This window comes from Paenibacillus sp. V4I9 (genome assembly GCF_030817295.1).
Taxonomy (GTDB): Bacteria; Bacillota; Bacilli; order Paenibacillales; family NBRC-103111; genus Paenibacillus_E.
The window spans coordinates 2,909,426-2,925,394 of the sequence record NZ_JAUSZE010000001.1; the positions used below are offsets into that span (position 1 = coordinate 2,909,426).

At 43.5% G+C, this 15,969-nt stretch carries 12 protein-coding genes; all 12 read left to right on the top strand.

Going from position 1 to position 15,969, the window contains the following annotated elements:
* Window positions 1-60 precede the first annotated feature (60 nt).
* Window positions 61-4,371, top strand: a complete 4,311-nt coding sequence (locus QFZ81_RS13375; protein WP_307443469.1) for a PolC-type DNA polymerase III — start codon at window positions 61-63, stop codon at window positions 4,369-4,371.
* A gap of 265 nt (window positions 4,372-4,636) precedes the next feature.
* The gene (gene rimP / locus QFZ81_RS13380) at window positions 4,637-5,101 is read left to right on the top strand and encodes a ribosome maturation factor RimP (protein ID WP_307443467.1); all 465 of its coding nucleotides are present in this window, start codon (window positions 4,637-4,639) and stop codon (window positions 5,099-5,101) included.
* A 36-nt stretch (window positions 5,102-5,137) separates the two neighbouring features.
* Window positions 5,138-6,235 carry a transcription termination factor NusA gene (gene nusA / locus QFZ81_RS13385; protein ID WP_047672911.1) on the top strand — a complete coding sequence of 366 codons (1,098 nt, stop codon included), beginning with the start codon at window positions 5,138-5,140 and terminating at the stop codon, window positions 6,233-6,235.
* 29 nt (window positions 6,236-6,264) lie between these two features.
* Window positions 6,265-6,579, top strand: a complete 315-nt coding sequence (gene rnpM / locus QFZ81_RS13390) for an RNase P modulator RnpM (RefSeq protein WP_307603035.1) — start codon at window positions 6,265-6,267, stop codon at window positions 6,577-6,579.
* Complete coding sequence (locus tag QFZ81_RS13395; protein ID WP_171648885.1) at window positions 6,569-6,898, top strand: L7Ae/L30e/S12e/Gadd45 family ribosomal protein; 330 nt, start codon at window positions 6,569-6,571, stop codon at window positions 6,896-6,898. Before rnpM ends, QFZ81_RS13395 begins: the two co-directional genes overlap by 11 nt.
* Window positions 6,888-9,821 carry a translation initiation factor IF-2 gene (gene infB, locus QFZ81_RS13400; protein ID WP_307443466.1) on the top strand — a complete coding sequence of 978 codons (2,934 nt, stop codon included), beginning with the start codon at window positions 6,888-6,890 and terminating at the stop codon, window positions 9,819-9,821. The genes QFZ81_RS13395 and infB overlap by 11 nt, the downstream gene beginning before the upstream one ends.
* A gap of 6 nt (window positions 9,822-9,827) precedes the next feature.
* Window positions 9,828-10,187, top strand: a complete 360-nt coding sequence (gene rbfA / locus QFZ81_RS13405; RefSeq protein ID WP_057301522.1) for a 30S ribosome-binding factor RbfA — start codon at window positions 9,828-9,830, stop codon at window positions 10,185-10,187.
* Window positions 10,184-11,185, top strand: a complete 1,002-nt coding sequence (locus QFZ81_RS13410; RefSeq protein ID WP_307603037.1) for a DHH family phosphoesterase — start codon at window positions 10,184-10,186, stop codon at window positions 11,183-11,185. The genes rbfA and QFZ81_RS13410 overlap by 4 nt, the downstream gene beginning before the upstream one ends.
* The gene (gene truB, locus QFZ81_RS13415) at window positions 11,182-12,096 is read left to right on the top strand and encodes a tRNA pseudouridine(55) synthase TruB (RefSeq protein WP_307443462.1); all 915 of its coding nucleotides are present in this window, start codon (window positions 11,182-11,184) and stop codon (window positions 12,094-12,096) included. Before QFZ81_RS13410 ends, truB begins: the two co-directional genes overlap by 4 nt.
* 46 nt (window positions 12,097-12,142) lie before the next feature.
* Window positions 12,143-13,078 (top strand): bifunctional riboflavin kinase/FAD synthetase, encoded by a 936-nt coding sequence (locus QFZ81_RS13420; RefSeq protein WP_307603039.1) that lies wholly within the window; start codon window positions 12,143-12,145, stop codon window positions 13,076-13,078.
* Window positions 13,079-13,245: 167 nt separating this feature from the next.
* Entirely contained in the window at window positions 13,246-13,515 is a 270-nt protein-coding gene (gene rpsO, locus QFZ81_RS13425) for a 30S ribosomal protein S15 (protein ID WP_029195252.1), read from the top strand.
* Window positions 13,516-13,783: 268 nt separating this feature from the next.
* Complete coding sequence (locus QFZ81_RS13430) at window positions 13,784-15,886, top strand: polyribonucleotide nucleotidyltransferase (RefSeq protein WP_307443458.1); 2,103 nt, start codon at window positions 13,784-13,786, stop codon at window positions 15,884-15,886.
* The last annotated feature ends 83 nt before the right edge of the window (window positions 15,887-15,969 follow it).

A 15,969-nucleotide genomic window follows, 5' to 3' on the forward strand; every position in this document is an offset into this window, starting at 1 on the left:
TCAAGGGCAAATGGAAGCAACAATTCCATTGCCCTTCGTATTTTTATGGGGAGGCTGTTCATGAGTAATTTGGCTGATAAACGGAATCGCTTTGAGCTTTTGATGCAGCAAGCCGAGATTCCAGCCGATATCGTGCGGTCATTTTTTGCGGAAGGCTACATCGAGCAAGTAGAAATTAGTCGTAAAAATCGCGACTGGACCTTTTATTTGGTGAAAAATGAAATAGTCCCTCAGAATATTTACCGCTCTTTTTGCAAAATGATTCAAGAGAAGTTCGCTCAAATTGCGAAGATTCGTTTTATTTGGAAATATGAGCAAGTAGAACCCGCTGCTTTAGTGGAAGAATACTGGAGCCTATTTATGGAATGGCTGCAGCGAGAAGTAGCATCGATTAATGGTTGGATGTCGAAAGCAAGGTTCGAGGTACAAGGTCATACGCTAACACTCATAATGCTAGATCAGATTGGACTTGAACTTGCTAAAAAGAAAAATGTAGATATGTTTATACGGAACTTTTTTCATAACTTTTTTCAAACAGAATTAAACGTAAAGTATGCGATAAGTGATTCTAGCGAGATCGAAGCTGAGTACGAGAAATTTGCGAAGCAGCGCGAGCAAGGCGAGAAGACCATCACTCAAGAGATTATGATGTCCATTGACATGGAAGAAGAAGAATCCTCATTACCAGATACGGATCTCAAGCTTGTCATGGGCTACGATATCAAAGAGGTGCCGACGCCACTTAAGAACATTCAAGAAGAAGAGAAGAAAGTAACGGTTCAGGGTACCGTATTTGGACTAGACGTAAAGGAATTGAGAAATGGAAACACGTTATTTACATTTAACCTGACCGATTTTACAGATTCTTTGGCGATGAAAGTATTTGCGAAAACCAAAGATGATGTGAAAATTATGAGCCTTCTTGCAAATGGAACATGGATTAGAGCGAGAGGGAAGGTCGAGTACGATCGTTTCATGCAAATTCCTGAACTTGTCATGATTCCGAATGACCTGAATGAAGTTATGGCTCCCAGAGATCGGATGGACGATGCATCTGAGAAGCGTGTTGAGTTTCATCTTCACACAACCATGAGTACCATGGATGCTCTGACACCAATTGATCAATATGTGAAAATGGCAGCTAAATGGGGACATAAAGCCATCGCGGTTACCGATCATAGTAACATTCAATGTTTTCCTGATGCAGGAAAAGCCGCCAAAAAGCACGGGATTAAAGTGATTTATGGTGTGGAAGCAAATGTTGTGAATGACTCTGTTCCTATTGTGATGAATGGTAGAGATATGGATCTAAAGCAAGCAACATATGTGATATTCGACGTAGAGACAACGGGACTTTCTGTTACCAATAACCGAATTATTGAGCTTGCAGGTGTTAAAATGCAGGACGGTAAAGAAATTGAGCGGTTTGCAACGTTCATTAATCCCCACGAGAAAATTCCTTATAACATTCAACAATTAACAAACATTAACGATGATATGGTAAAAGATGCGCCTGATATCGAGGATGAGCTACCTAAGTTTATTGAGTTTGTTGGTGATTGTGTTCTCGTAGCCCATAATGCACGATTTGATATGGGTTTCCTTCAAGCGAATTTGAAACGTATGGGATTGCCAGAGGTTACGAACTCCGTACTTGATACCCTAGAGCTTGCAAGATTTTTATTCCCTTCAATGAAGAACCATCGATTGAATACCTTGTCGGATAAATTTAAAGTAGGCTTGGACAACCATCACCGCGCGATTGATGACTCTATTGCCTTAGGCTTTGTTTTATATCATTTAATTAACGAGGCTAATGATCGACAAATAACGAATCTTGCTAAATTGAATGATTATGTAGGAAAAGATTTGTCAAATCAACGTCCTTTCCATTGTTGTGTTTATGCACTTAATGCCGTTGGGAAGAAGAACTTATTCAAACTTATATCCTTATCCCATACAACCTATTTACAGCGCTCTGCAACAATTCCCAAAAGTGTTCTAGTAGAGCATAGAGAAGGTCTCCTTATCACCTCCGGCTGTGAAAAAGGGGAATTTTTTGAAGCCGTTCTGAATAAATCAATCGAAGAAGCCGAGCAAGTGGCCGAGTTCTATGACATTCTCGAGATTCAACCTGTGAGCTATAACATGCATCTGGTAGAAAAGGGTCTCGTGGGAAGTGTCGAAGATTTAGAAAATGCTGTACGACGTGTTTGTGAAATTGGTTATAAGACCGGCAAACCGGTTATTGCTACAGGGAATGCGCATTATCTGAATCCTCGTGAGAAAGTATGCAGAGATATTGCCATTAATGGAATTACCGGGTTTAGCCCACTTAAAGCTATGAAAAAACCGGATGCACATTTCCGTACGACCAAAGAAATGCTGGAAGAATTCAAGTTTCTTGGTGAAGAAAAGGCGATCGAGGTTGTTATTCGCAGTACGAATGATCTAGCGGATCGCTTTGAAGTCATTGAACTTTTCCCTGACAAGCTGTTTACACCCATCATTGAAGGTGCCGACGAAGAAATTCGTGCCACCTGTTACAATACAGCGAAGAAAATGTATGGGGATGAGCTTCCGGAAGTCATTATAGCCCGGCTTGAGAAAGAGCTTGTTCCGATTATTAAGTTCGGTTTCTCTGCTAACTATTTGATTTCCGAACGTCTTGTGAAAAAGTCGAATGCGGACGGTTATCTCGTAGGTTCAAGGGGTTCCGTTGGTTCTTCCGTCGTTGCGATGATGTTAGGCATTTCCGAGGTTAATCCGCTGCCTCCTCATTATATATGTTTATCTTGTCAGCATAGTGAGTGGTTCCTTGACGGGAGCGTTCCGAGTGGATTCGATCTTCCGAACAAAGTTTGCCCTAATTGCGGGGGTAATTTAAAAGGTGACGGTCACGACATTCCGTTTGAGACGTTTCTTGGCTTTAAAGGGGACAAGGTTCCCGATATCGATTTAAACTTCTCTGGCGTTTATCAACCGATTGCGCATAATTTTACGAAAGAAATTTTTGGTGAGAAGAATGTATTCCGCGCGGGGACCATCGGTACTGTCGCCGAGAAGACGGCATTCGGATTCGTCAAGAAGTATGAAGAAGAGCAAGGACAGAAATGGCGCGGTGCTGAGATTAGCCGATTAGCTGCGGGCTGTACAGGTGTGAAGAGAAGTACAGGTCAGCATCCCGGCGGTATTGTCGTTGTTCCGGATTATATGGAAGTTGATGATATCACACCCGTACAATACCCAGCTGATGATAAGAATTCGGAATGGAAAACGACCCATTTTGATTATCACGCCTTTGACGCCAATTTGCTGAAACTTGATATTCTCGGACACGACGACCCGACGATGATGCGGATGCTGCAAGATTTAACAGGTATTGATCCGACAACAATTCCAATGAATGATGCAAAAGCGATGAGTATATTCAACTCGACGGAAGCGATTGGGGTCAGACCGGATCAAATCCGCTCTCCAGTAGCCACTTATGGTGTACCGGAAATGGGAACCAAGTTCGTTCGTCAGATGCTTCAGGAAACGCAGCCAAGCTCCTTTGCCGACTTACTGCAAATATCCGGTTTGTCACATGGAACAGGTGTTTGGTTGGGGAACGCACAGGAGCTAATCAAAAAAGGGATATGTAACATTAAGACCGTTATTGGCTGTCGGGATGATATCATGCTTTTCTTGATTTATAAGGCGGGAATGGATGCAGGTCTTGCTTTCAAAATTACCGAGAGTGTTCGTAAAGGTAAGGGGCTTACAGATGAATGGAAAGATGAGATGAAACGCTGTAATGTGCCAGCCTGGTATATTGAATCTTGTGAACGGATTGAATATATGTTTCCAAAAGCGCATGCTGCTGCTTACGTTATCTCAGCTGTTCGTACAGCTTACTTTAAGGTTTATCATCCGATAGCCTACTATGCCACTTATTTTAGTGTTCGTGCGGCTGACTTTGATCTAGAGCTTCTGTGTCAGGGATATGATGCCATTCTTAAAAAGTTGATTGAGATTGAAGAAAAAGGCTTCCAGGCGCTGCCGAAAGAAAAAGCGATGGTTTCCATTTTGGAGATGTCACTCGAAATGACGTCCCGTGGCTTCAGTTTCAAACCGATTGATATCTATCGTTCGGATGCGACACGTTTTATTATCGATGGTACGTCACTTATCCCGCCATTTGCGGCAATGTCAGGTATCGGAGATAACGCAGCCAAAAATATTGCCGCTGCCAAAGAGGAAGGCGACTTCCTCTCCATCGAAGATTTCCAGAATCGGTCCAAAGCCTCAAAGACGGTCATTGAGATGCTCAGCTCGATGGGATGTTTCCGTGGACTGCCGGAATCGAATCAATTGTCCTTATTTTAAGCTCCCGAAGTCAGTTTTTCTTTAGAAAAACTCAAAAGTTAATGCTTCCGAAGCAAGTTTTCTTAAGAAAACTTTAGGCTGTCAAGTGAAAATGATTAACAAGTTTGCTATTGTAATGCAAAGAATGGTTATGGTATAATTTTTATTGGCAATAATGAGGATATCATCTTGTGATTAAAGAGTGGGGAAACCCACTCTTTACATTTTGATATAGGACTTTTCGGAATACGATAAGGGAAAGTCAATTTAGGAGGTACATTTATCTGTGGCTACACAAGCGCAAATCAAATCCGTCATTGAGGACATGCTGAAGGATTTCATTGAACAAAATGGATTTGAACTCGTGGATATTGAATATGTCAAAGAGGGCAGCAATTGGTTCCTTCGTGTCTATGCAGACAAGGAAGGCGGAATTGATATAGATGATTGCGGCCGCATCAGTGAATACTTAAGTGTTCAATTGGATGAAAAAGATCCCATTGCTGATGCCTATTTCTTGGAAGTTTCTTCACCTGGCGCGGAACGTCCGCTTAAGAAGACACAAGATTATTATAAGGCTGTGAATAGTCATGTATTTGTTACCACCTATGAACCTATAGACGGTTCCAAGGAATTTGAAGGTTTGCTGCTTTCCTTTGACGAGGAAGAACTCGTTATTGAAATTGGCAAAAAGAAAATAATTATCCCGTTCGCTAAAGTAGCAAGCGCTCGTCTAGCTATCGTTTTTTAGTGACCGTTACTTATTGAAAGGGGGGACTCAGTTCAAATGAACACGGATTTTATCGAAGCGCTGTCGGAAATTGAACGTGAGAAGGGTATCTCAAAGGAGTTACTTATCGATGCAATTGAAGCAGCGATGATTTCAAGTTATAAACGTAATTTCAACACCGCACAGAACGTGCGAGTTGATATCAATCGCCATACTGGCCTCATCAAGGTATATGCCCGTAAAACCGTAACTGAGGAAGTATTAGATCCAAGATTGGAAATTTCACTTCACGCTTCTCGTGAAATTAATCCGAATTACCAATTGGAAGATATCGTTGAAATTGAAGTGACTCCTCGTGATTTCGGACGTATTGCTGCTCAAACTGCCAAACAAGTGGTGACTCAGCGTATTCGTGAAGCCGAGCGTGGCTTAATTTATAATGCTTTTATCGACAAGGAAGAAGATATCGTTACAGGAATCCTTCAACGCCAAGATCAACGTAACATATATGTGGACTTGGGTAAAGTTGAGGCTGTGCTGCCTTTGACTGAATTGATGCCTACGGATAAGTTCAAACAGGGCGATCGGATTAAAGCGTATATCACGAAAGTGGAAAATACGACGAAAGGACCGCAAATCATTTTATCAAGAACACATCCAGGGCTGTTGAAGCGTCTTTTTGAACTGGAAGTTCCTGAAATCTTTGATGGTGTGGTCGAGATTCGTTCGGTTGCGCGTGAAGCCGGCTTCCGATCCAAAATTGCTGTTCACTCTCGCAACGCTGAAGTTGATCCAGTAGGATCCTGCGTAGGGCCTAAAGGGTTACGTGTTCAAACGATTGTAAGCGAACTGCGCGGCGAGAAAATAGACATCGTTCGTTGGATGGAAAGCGTGGAAGAATACGTAGCCAATGCGCTTAGCCCTTCCAAAGTGCTTGAAGTGCAAATTCATGAAAATGAAAAAATGGCGCGTGTCATTGTACCTGACTATCAGCTTTCTTTGGCTATTGGAATCAAAGGGCAAAATGCTCGTCTTGCTGCCAAATTGACAGGTTGGAAAATAGACATCAAAAGTGAAACACAAGCCGAACAAGAATATGGCAGAGTGAAAACTTATTCAGAAGAAATGCATCAAGATTCTGTAAGTGTCGATTAAGTTTTTGTTCGTAGCAAGGGGTGATCGGAATGAAGCAGAGAAAAATCCCTCTGAGAAAATGCGTGGCCTGCCAGGAAATGATGCCGAAGAGGGACTTGATCCGCATCGTCAAAACGCCTGAAGATGAAATTCTCATTGATCTCAAAGGGAAAAAGTCTGGGCGCGGTGCCTACCTGTGCGGTAAAGTTTCTTGTTTTAAATTGGCGAAGAAAAGTAAAGCCCTGGATAGAGCGCTGAAGCATGCCGTTGGTGTCGATATTTATGACCAATTGGAGCAAGATTTCATTCGTGTTGAAGATGAGTTCCTCTCTTCTAAAGAGGAGGAGTCTGAAGATGAATCCTAAATTTCTATCCCAATTGGGCTTGGCGATGCGGGCAGGGAAGCTAGTTACCGGTGATGAAGGTGTGTTTAAAGCGATTCGCTCGGGAGAAGCCAAACTTGTCATTATGGCGGAGGATGCATCTGCTAATACACGTAAGAAATTTCAAGATAAATGCCAATTCTATGGAATTAAACTCATGGAAATAGGTACGAAGTATGAATTGGGCCGCAGCATTGGGAAAGAAATGCGTGTCACCATAGGTGTATTGGACGGAGGCTTCGCGCAGATGCTGCAGAAGAGTCAAGATAATCCTGCGGAGGTGAAACATATTGACCAATAAACAAGACAATAAAGATAAGACTCGCGTTTACGAATACGCAAAGCAACTCAATATGAGCAGCAAAGAAATTATAACCATCCTCAAACGTCTGAATATTCCCGTTAACAATCATATGAGTGTAATGGAAAATGACGCAGTAAGCAGTGTAGAAAAGTTTTTTCGTGATATTAAAGCCAATGCGGCTGCCAAACGAGCAGCTACGGACGGAGGAAATGTGAGTTCATCTACGACGAATCAGAATCCTGCAACGCAGGCTCCAGCACAAGAGAATAAAGGTGCAGCAACACAGGCTTCGAAGCCAGTTGCTTCAGAACCAACGAACAGCACGACTACAAATGGTGCTGTAACAGCACCCCAAGGACAATCTACGCCTAATACGGCTAGTCGTCCAGCTCAGCCTGGGCGTGATCAACGCCCAAGTGGTCAAGGATCATCGCAAGGCGGGCAACGCCCAAACAGTCAAGGCCAAGGTGGACAACGTACAGGTTATCAAGGTTCCAATCCAGGCGGACAGCGTCCTAGCGGCCAAGGTTCCAGCCAAGGTGGACAACGTACGGGTTATCAAGGCTCCAATCCAGGTGGACAACGCCCTAGTGGTCAAGGTTCCAGCCAAGGTGGACAACGTACGGGTTATCAAGGTTCCAATCCAGGTGGCCAGCGTCCAAGTGGTTCAACTGGCGGCTACAATAGCCAACGTCCTAGTGGCGGTCAAGGCTACAGCCAAGGCCAAGGTCAAGGCCAAGGCGGAGCTCCACGCAGCAATAGTAACTATGCAGGGTCTCGTCCAAGTCAGGGGACTGGTGGACCGGGAGCTGGTGGTGGACAAAGCGCAAATAGCAGCCGTCCGCAAAATGCAGGCCCGAACCGTAGTGCTGGCCCAAACCGTCAGTCCAAACCGTTTGATAACCGTAACAATAATCAAAGCGGAAGACCTGTCATTCAAGAAGCAAAGCCGCAGTTCCACGTAGGAGCAACAGCAGCTGAATTGGATGATGCAGCAGCTAAAGCTGGTGTAATTACAACTAAGAAATCCAAACCAACTCCTAAGCGTTTTGATGATAACCGTTCCGGCGGCAATCGCGGACCTGGTGGACAAAACAGAGGAAATCAACGCGGTAACAATAGAGGCAGATACCAACAAGAAACCGTTAAGAAAGAAAAAATTGACAACACGCCTAAGAAAATCATCGTTCGTGGCAGTATGACCGTTGGTGAAACAGCGAAATTACTTCACAAAGATGCTTCTGAAGTTATTAAAAAGCTTTTGTTCTTGGGTACAATGGCAACAATCAACCAAGAGCTTGATTTGGAAGCCATTCAATTGATTGCATCCGAGTTTGGCGTTGAAGTTGAAATTAAGATTAAAGTCGAAGAAGATAATTTCGAGACTTTCGAAGAAATTGACGATGAGGCAGATCTGATTGAGCGTCCGCCAGTTGTTACGATTATGGGGCACGTCGATCATGGTAAAACGACTTTACTTGATGCTATTCGTAAAACAAGTGTAACCGAAGGCGAAGCAGGCGGTATTACGCAGCACATCGGTGCTTATCAAGTTGAAGTTAACCAAAAGAAAATCACTTTCTTGGATACGCCTGGTCACGAAGCTTTTACAACGATGCGTGCCCGCGGTGCACAAGTAACCGATATTACAATTATCGTTGTTGCTGCTGATGACGGCGTAATGCCGCAAACCGTTGAAGCAATTAACCATGCTAAGGCAGCAGGCGTTCCGATCATTGTTGCAGTTAACAAGATTGATAAAGAAGGCGCAAATCCAGATCAAATCAAACAAGCACTTACTGCTTATGAGTTGGTTCCGGAAGAGTGGGGCGGAGATACAATTTTCTGCGAAATTTCCGCAAAACAACGGATTGGACTTGAAAATCTGCTTGAGATGATTCTGCTTGTTGCGGAAGTTCAAGAGTATAAAGCTAATCCGAACAAACGTGCTAGAGCGACCGTAATCGAAGCCGAGTTGGATAAAGGTCGTGGTCCAGTTGCCAGAATCCTGATTCAACATGGTACATTAAAAGTCGGAGATAGCTTCGTAGCTGGCGTGTGCTTCGGCCGCGTAAGAGCGATGGTGAATGATAAAGGTAAACGTCTGAAAGAAGCGGGTCCTTCAACACCAGTTGAAATCACGGGTCTTACAGAAGTTCCACAAGCTGGGGATCCATTCCTTGCTTATGAAGATGAGCGTAAGGCAAGAGACATTGCAGATCGTCGTTCCATAGCACTTCGACAATCCGAAATGACGGCGAATTCCCGCGTCACGCTGGATGACCTCTTTAAACACATTAAAGACGGCGAAATCAAAGAGCTTAACGTAATCATCAAAGGTGACGTTCAAGGTTCTGTTGAAGCCCTGAAAAGCTCACTTGAGAAGATCGAAGTGGAAGGCGTTCGCGTTAAAATTCTTCACAACGGTGTTGGTGCTGTTACAGAATCTGATATTATTCTGGCTTCTGCATCAAATGCGATTATTATCGGTTTCAATGTTCGTCCTGAACCTGCTGCGAAAGCAACAGCAGATCAAGAGAAAGTTGATATCCGTCTGCATAACATTATCTACAACGTAATTGAAGAAATCGAGCAAGCTATGAAGGGCATGCTGGATCCTATCTTTAAAGAAGTTGTACTTGGTCAAGCAGAAGTACGTAATGTGTTCAAAATTACGGGTTCAGGTACAATTGCTGGATGTATGATTATCTCAGGCAAAATTGCTCGTAATGCACAAACTCGCTTGATCCGCAGTGGTATTGTCGTGCACGAAGGTAAAATAGACTCCCTGAAACGATTCAAGGATGACCAAAAAGAAGTGGCACAAGGTTACGAGTGTGGTATATCTCTTGAGCGTTATCATGATATTAAAGAGGGCGACATTATTGAAGCCTTCATCATGGAGTCCGTTGAGAGGTGATGACAAATGGCTAGAGTTCGTGTAGGTCGAGTTGGCGAACAAATCAAGAAAGAATTAAGCCAGATCGTTCAGTCCGAATTGAAAGATCCACGCATTGGTTTCTTAACCGTAACTGGTGTAGAAGTAACGAACGATTTATCCTTAGCTCGCGTTTTTCTTAGCGTAATGGGCACAGAAGAAGAGAAAGCTGCAACACTTAAGGCACTTTCTGTGGGTTCTGGATATATTCGTTCGGAATTAGGCAAACGAATTCGTTTACGTAAAATTCCAGAACTGCAATTTAAGTTCGATGCTTCTATTGATTATGGAAGTCATATCGATAACTTGTTGCACAAGCTTAATCAGGAAGGAAATTCAAGCGTATGAGAAGTGGAATGAACCATGCCACCGAGTACAGCCAGCAGCTGGCAGCAGCAGCTACGTTTATCGAGCAGCATGATGATTTCCTGGTGGTATCTCACATCCAACCGGATGGGGATGCCGCCAGTTCTACGTATGCCACCGGTTGGATTCTTAAACAACTGGGAAAATCCTTTACAATGATCAATGAGGGCGCTATGCCCTCTAAATTTTCCTATTTATGGGGAAATGATCAAGTCCTTGATTATGGCAAGGAAGTTCCAGAAAAACTTTACCAAACCATCATAAGTGTAGATTGTGCTGATTTCTCCAGAATGGGTAGGATCAGCACTCTTTTTGATGACCAGGCACAGCTGCTCAATGTTGATCATCATCCAACGAACGATAGATTTGGTTCGTGCCATTTGATTAAACATGATGCCGCTGCAACCGTTCAAATTTTGTATGATTTAGCTATACATATGAAACTTGTACCGAATTTGGAGTTTGGTGATTGCATTTACACGGGCTTGCTGACTGACACAGGTGGTTTTCGGTATTCGAATACCTCGCCTGAGGTTATGCAGATTGGTGCAACGCTGCTATCACTTGGTGTTCAGGGCTCTGTCATAGCTGAGCAAGTGCTGGAAAGAGTCACTTATTCGCAAATCGTACTTCTTCAGAAAGCTTTATCTACACTTTCATTTGCGAATGATCGTAAATTAGCATGGCTTGCTGTTTCTCTGGCAGATTTGGAGTTAACTGGTGCCTCAAGCGACGATCTGGATGGGCTTGTCAATTATCCGCGTAATGTGGAAGGCGTAGAAGTGGGCATGCTATTTAAAGAGAAAGCAGTCGGTGTCATTAAAGTAAGTCTCCGATCATCAGGGCTTGTTGACGTTGCTGCGATTGCGCAATCACTTGGCGGTGGCGGCCATGTTCGTGCATCAGGCTGTACAATCCAAGGTACGCTTGAGGAAGCAGTAGCCAAAATGGTTCAGGAAGTAGGGAACGAACTCATATGACGTTAGAAGGCATTTTGCCTGTATGGAAACCAGCGGGCTTCACTTCTCATGATGTAGTAGCCAAAGTTAGAGGTATCCTTGGGATCAAACGCATCGGCCACACGGGAACGCTTGACCCGCAAGTAACTGGGGTTTTGCCATTATGTATAGGTAGGGCAACTCGAATGGTGGAGTACATTCAGGATCTGCCTAAGGAATATGAAGCTGTTCTTCGAATTGGTCTTTCTACCGATACGGAGGATATGACGGGTACGGTGTTGGAAGAAGTTTCACAGGTGACTTTAGATGAAATGAAGGTCCGTGAGGTTCTTCATTCTTTTGTCGGAGAAATTGAACAGGTTCCACCAATGTTCTCTGCGGTGAAGATTGATGGGAAACGACTCTATGAATTAGCTCGAGAAGGCAAGGAAGTAGAGCGGAAGTCACGTAAAGTGACGATTCATAAGCTAGACATTCTTCATATGGACCTACAACAAAAGCATCCAGAGATTCAATTTCGTGCTTCTTGCTCCAAAGGGACCTATATAAGAACCTTATGTGTGGATATAGGCAAAGCTCTCGGATATCCGGCGGTGATGAAAAGTCTAATACGTACATCGACGGGCAGTATTCGCCAAGAACAGTGCTTAACATTTGAACAGATTGAACAAATGAAGGTTCAAGGATTACTGCAGGCGCATATGATTCCTATGGATCAGGCGATTTCACATATCCCATTCATTGAACTATCTGCCGGGGAAGCTGTACATGCACTACAGGGGAAGAAAATTACTATGACTGCGAATCGGACGGCTCATGCAGAAGCTTCACAAACCATTTTCAGGGCTTATTCGCCTGATGAACGTTTTCTTGGTTTGTATGAATGGAACAGCGCTAGCCAAGTCCTGATCCCAGCCAAAGTTTTCCTCTAATTATAACGTCACGGGACAGGTTGACATGGGTAGGTGAAATGAACTTATGCGCATAATACCAATATCATATCCCATTAATATGGATGATTTGGACCTAATTGTAGGAGAGCAAGTGGTGGCAATTGGTGATTTCGATGGTGTACATTTGGGACATCAGGAAGTCATTGGACGAGCCCTACGCACGGCTAAGAATCTTGGGCTGAGGGCAGCCATCATGACCTTTCACCCACATCCTAGAGCAGTAATGGGTCAAGATAGATATACGGATCTAATAACTCCGATGAGTAAGAAAATGAAGATGTTTGAATCACTGGGTGTGAGTCATACCTACATTGTTACCTTTGATGCCTCTTTAATGCGGTTATCCCCGGAACATTTCGTGGATCAAGTATTAGATCGACTTGGTGTTGAAAGTGTCATATGCGGTTTTGATTTTACGTTTGGTTTTCAAGGTAAAGGTACCCCGGATTCGCTCTGTGAGTTGAGTCATGGGAAATTTTCTGTAGAAGTGGTGAGACCCTTTCATATGGATGGCGAAAAAGTTAGCAGTACACTCATTCGTGAATCATTACAGCAAGGGGACATAGACACAGTTACCAGACTTCTTGGGCGTCCCTATAGTATAAGCGGCATCGTTGTGGATGGAGAAAAGCGGGGGAGAACACTTGGTTTTCCTACCGCTAATATTCAACTGGATGAGTCTTATGTCATCCCTACCAATGGTGTTTATGCGATTAAAGCTTCTGTTAAAGGGGAAACCTATAAAGGGGTTATGAATATTGGTGTAAAACCTACCTTCACAACTGGAGAATTGAAGCCCTCATTCGAAGCTCATTTATTTGATTTCTCCGAACAAATTTACGGCGAGCATATGAATGTTGAGCTCATAGCTTTCCTTCGACCAGAGCGGAAATTCTCATCCCTGGACGATTTGGTTACTCAAATTAAACTTGACGTCGAAACAGCCAAGAACAAATTATAACGTTTCAGTTGAAACAAGCATTTACTTCTACTGTGCGATTATGATATACTGAATAACGTTGCCAAAAGGATCTATACCTTCTGGCATGAACCTTAGCTTGGACATACGCTATCATCGGCGATTTCTAGGCTAGCGGGGATACAATAGAATTTAGGAGATGAACAATCATGGCATTAACTCAAGAGCGTAAAACACAACTGATTCAAACTCACAAGGTACATGATACCGATACGGGTTCACCTGAGGTACAAGTAGCAATCCTTACAGAAAACATTGTCAACCTGACAAATCATCTGCGGACTCACAAGAAAGATCATCATTCCCGCCGTGGTTTGCTCAAAATGGTTGGTCAACGCCGTAAGCTGCTAGCATACGTGAAGAACAAAGATGTGAGCCGTTACAGTGCTTTGATTGAAAAGCTTGGTTTGCGTCGATAAAACCGACAATGAGAAGCAACCTGTTGCTCCTTTGCTGGGCTTGATAAAGCTTTGGCGAAGAAAAGCAACGAGGTTGCTTTTTCTTGTATTTTTAAAACGGAAAAAGAAGGAAATACTAGACATTACGCAGAAATAGTGGATGACTCCAGCGCTAGGCAATTTTTTGAGTACATACGGAGCATAATATTAAAGGTTTCTGAACCTTACTTTCTGTGCATGTTTATCAAACACATATGAATTGAATAGAACAATTCCTTAGGAGGATGTTATGGAGAAAAGGGTACAAATGGAACTTGGCGGCAAACCGTTCATTCTTGAAACGGGTAGACTGGCCAAACAAGCCAATGCAGCTGTAACAGTTCGTTATGGTGATACGGTTGTGCTAAGTACAGTAACGGCTTCAAGCGGACCGAAAGATCTGGATTTCTTTCCGTTAACGGTTAATTATGAAGAAAGATTGTATTCCGTAGGTAAAATTCCTGGTGGTTTTATTAAACGTGAAGGACGTCCAAGTGAGAAAGCAATCCTAGCGAGCCGTTTAACGGATCGTCCGATTCGCCCACTTTTCCCTGAAGGCTTCCGTAATGACGTGCAAATCGTTTCTATCGTAATGAGCGTAGACCAAGAGTGTCCGCCAGAAATGGCAGCAATGATTGGTACTTCTGCTGCACTAGCAATCTCTGACGTTCCTTTCAATGGGCCTGTTGGTGGCGTGATTGTGGGACGAGTAGATGGGCAATTCGTTATTAACCCGACGGGTGAGACAGCAGAGAAAAGTGATCTTCACTTGACAGTTGCCGGCACCAAAGATGCGATCATGATGGTAGAAGCTGGTGCGAATGAAGTTTCAGAGGAAGTTGTACTCGAGGCTATCATGTTTGGACACGATGAAATCCGTAAGATTGTTGCGTTGATTGAAGAATTGGTTGAACAAGCGGGTAAACCGAAAATGGAGGTCAAACTTCATACGGTTGATGCCGAGGTAAATCGTGCAGTTCGTGAATTTGCTCAAGCTAGATTAGTTGATGCGATTAAAATTCCTGAGAAGCATGCTAGACAAGAAGCAATCGATGTTGTGAATGCCGAAGCCGTGGAACATTTTACAGCCTTGTATGCAGAGACTCCTGGCTTACTAGGTGATGTGAAGGAAACGCTTTATGATATCGTTAAAGAAGAAGTACGTCGTTTGATCACGCATGATAAAGTGAGACCGGATGGACGTAAACCAGAAGAAATTCGTCCAATTGATTGTGATATTGATCTGTTACCGCGTACTCACGGTTCAGGCTTGTTCACACGTGGACAAACACAAGCTCTGAGTATCTGTACATTAGGTGCTTTAGGCGATGTTCAAATATTGGATGGCTTGGATCTTACAGAAACGAAACGTTTCATGCATCATTACAATTTCCCTCCGTTTTCCGTTGGGGAAGCAAGACCGCTTCGTCCACCAGGTCGTCGTGAAATCGGACATGGTGCATTAGGTGAGAGAGCCCTTGAGCCAATCATCCCTAATGAAGTTGAATTCCCTTACACAATTCGTCTCGTATCTGAAGTATTGGAATCGAACGGTTCAACATCCCAAGCGAGTATTTGTGCAAGTACACTTGCTCTAATGGATGCTGGTGTTCCGATTAAAGCTCCGGTTGCTGGTATTGCAATGGGTCTGATCAAAGACGGCGATCATTTCTCCATTCTATCCGATATTCAGGGTATGGAAGATCACCTTGGCGATATGGACTTTAAAGTTGCGGGAACTGCTGAAGGTATTACAGCCCTGCAAATGGATATCAAAATCGATGGGATTGATCGCAGCATCCTACAGCAATCTTTGCAGCAAGCCAAAGAAGGCCGTCTGCACATTTTGGGTAAAATGGTATCTCGTATTTCTGAGCCTAAGAAGACCCTTTCCAAATACGCGCCTAAGATTCTTACGATGAACATCAACCCGGACAAAATCCGTGATGTCATTGGTGCAGGTGGTAAAATCATCAATAAAATTATTGAAGAAACCGGCGTTAAAATTGATATCGAACAAGATGGCCGTGTATTCATCGCTTCATCCAATCAAGAGATGAACGAAAAAGCACGTTCCATTATCGAAGGCATCGTACGCGAGGTTATCGTGGGTGAAACTTACCTGGGAACCGTAAAACGCGTTGAGAAATTCGGAGCATTCGTAGAAATTTTGCCTGGTAAAGAAGGTTTGGTTCATATTTCACAAATCTCCACAGAGCGTGTAGCGAAAGTGGAAGACGTAGTGAACATTGGCGATCAAATCACCGTCAAAGTAACCGAGATTGACCAACAAGGAAGAGTTAATCTTTCTCGCAAAGCGACATTAACTTCGCAAGTCCCAGCTCAAACCTAAGCCGCGTGACTTGTGAAGTCCCCTTTAAATAGTTTTGGATAAAGAGTCAGATCAATCTGTCTCTTTTTTGCTTTTCCGTCATA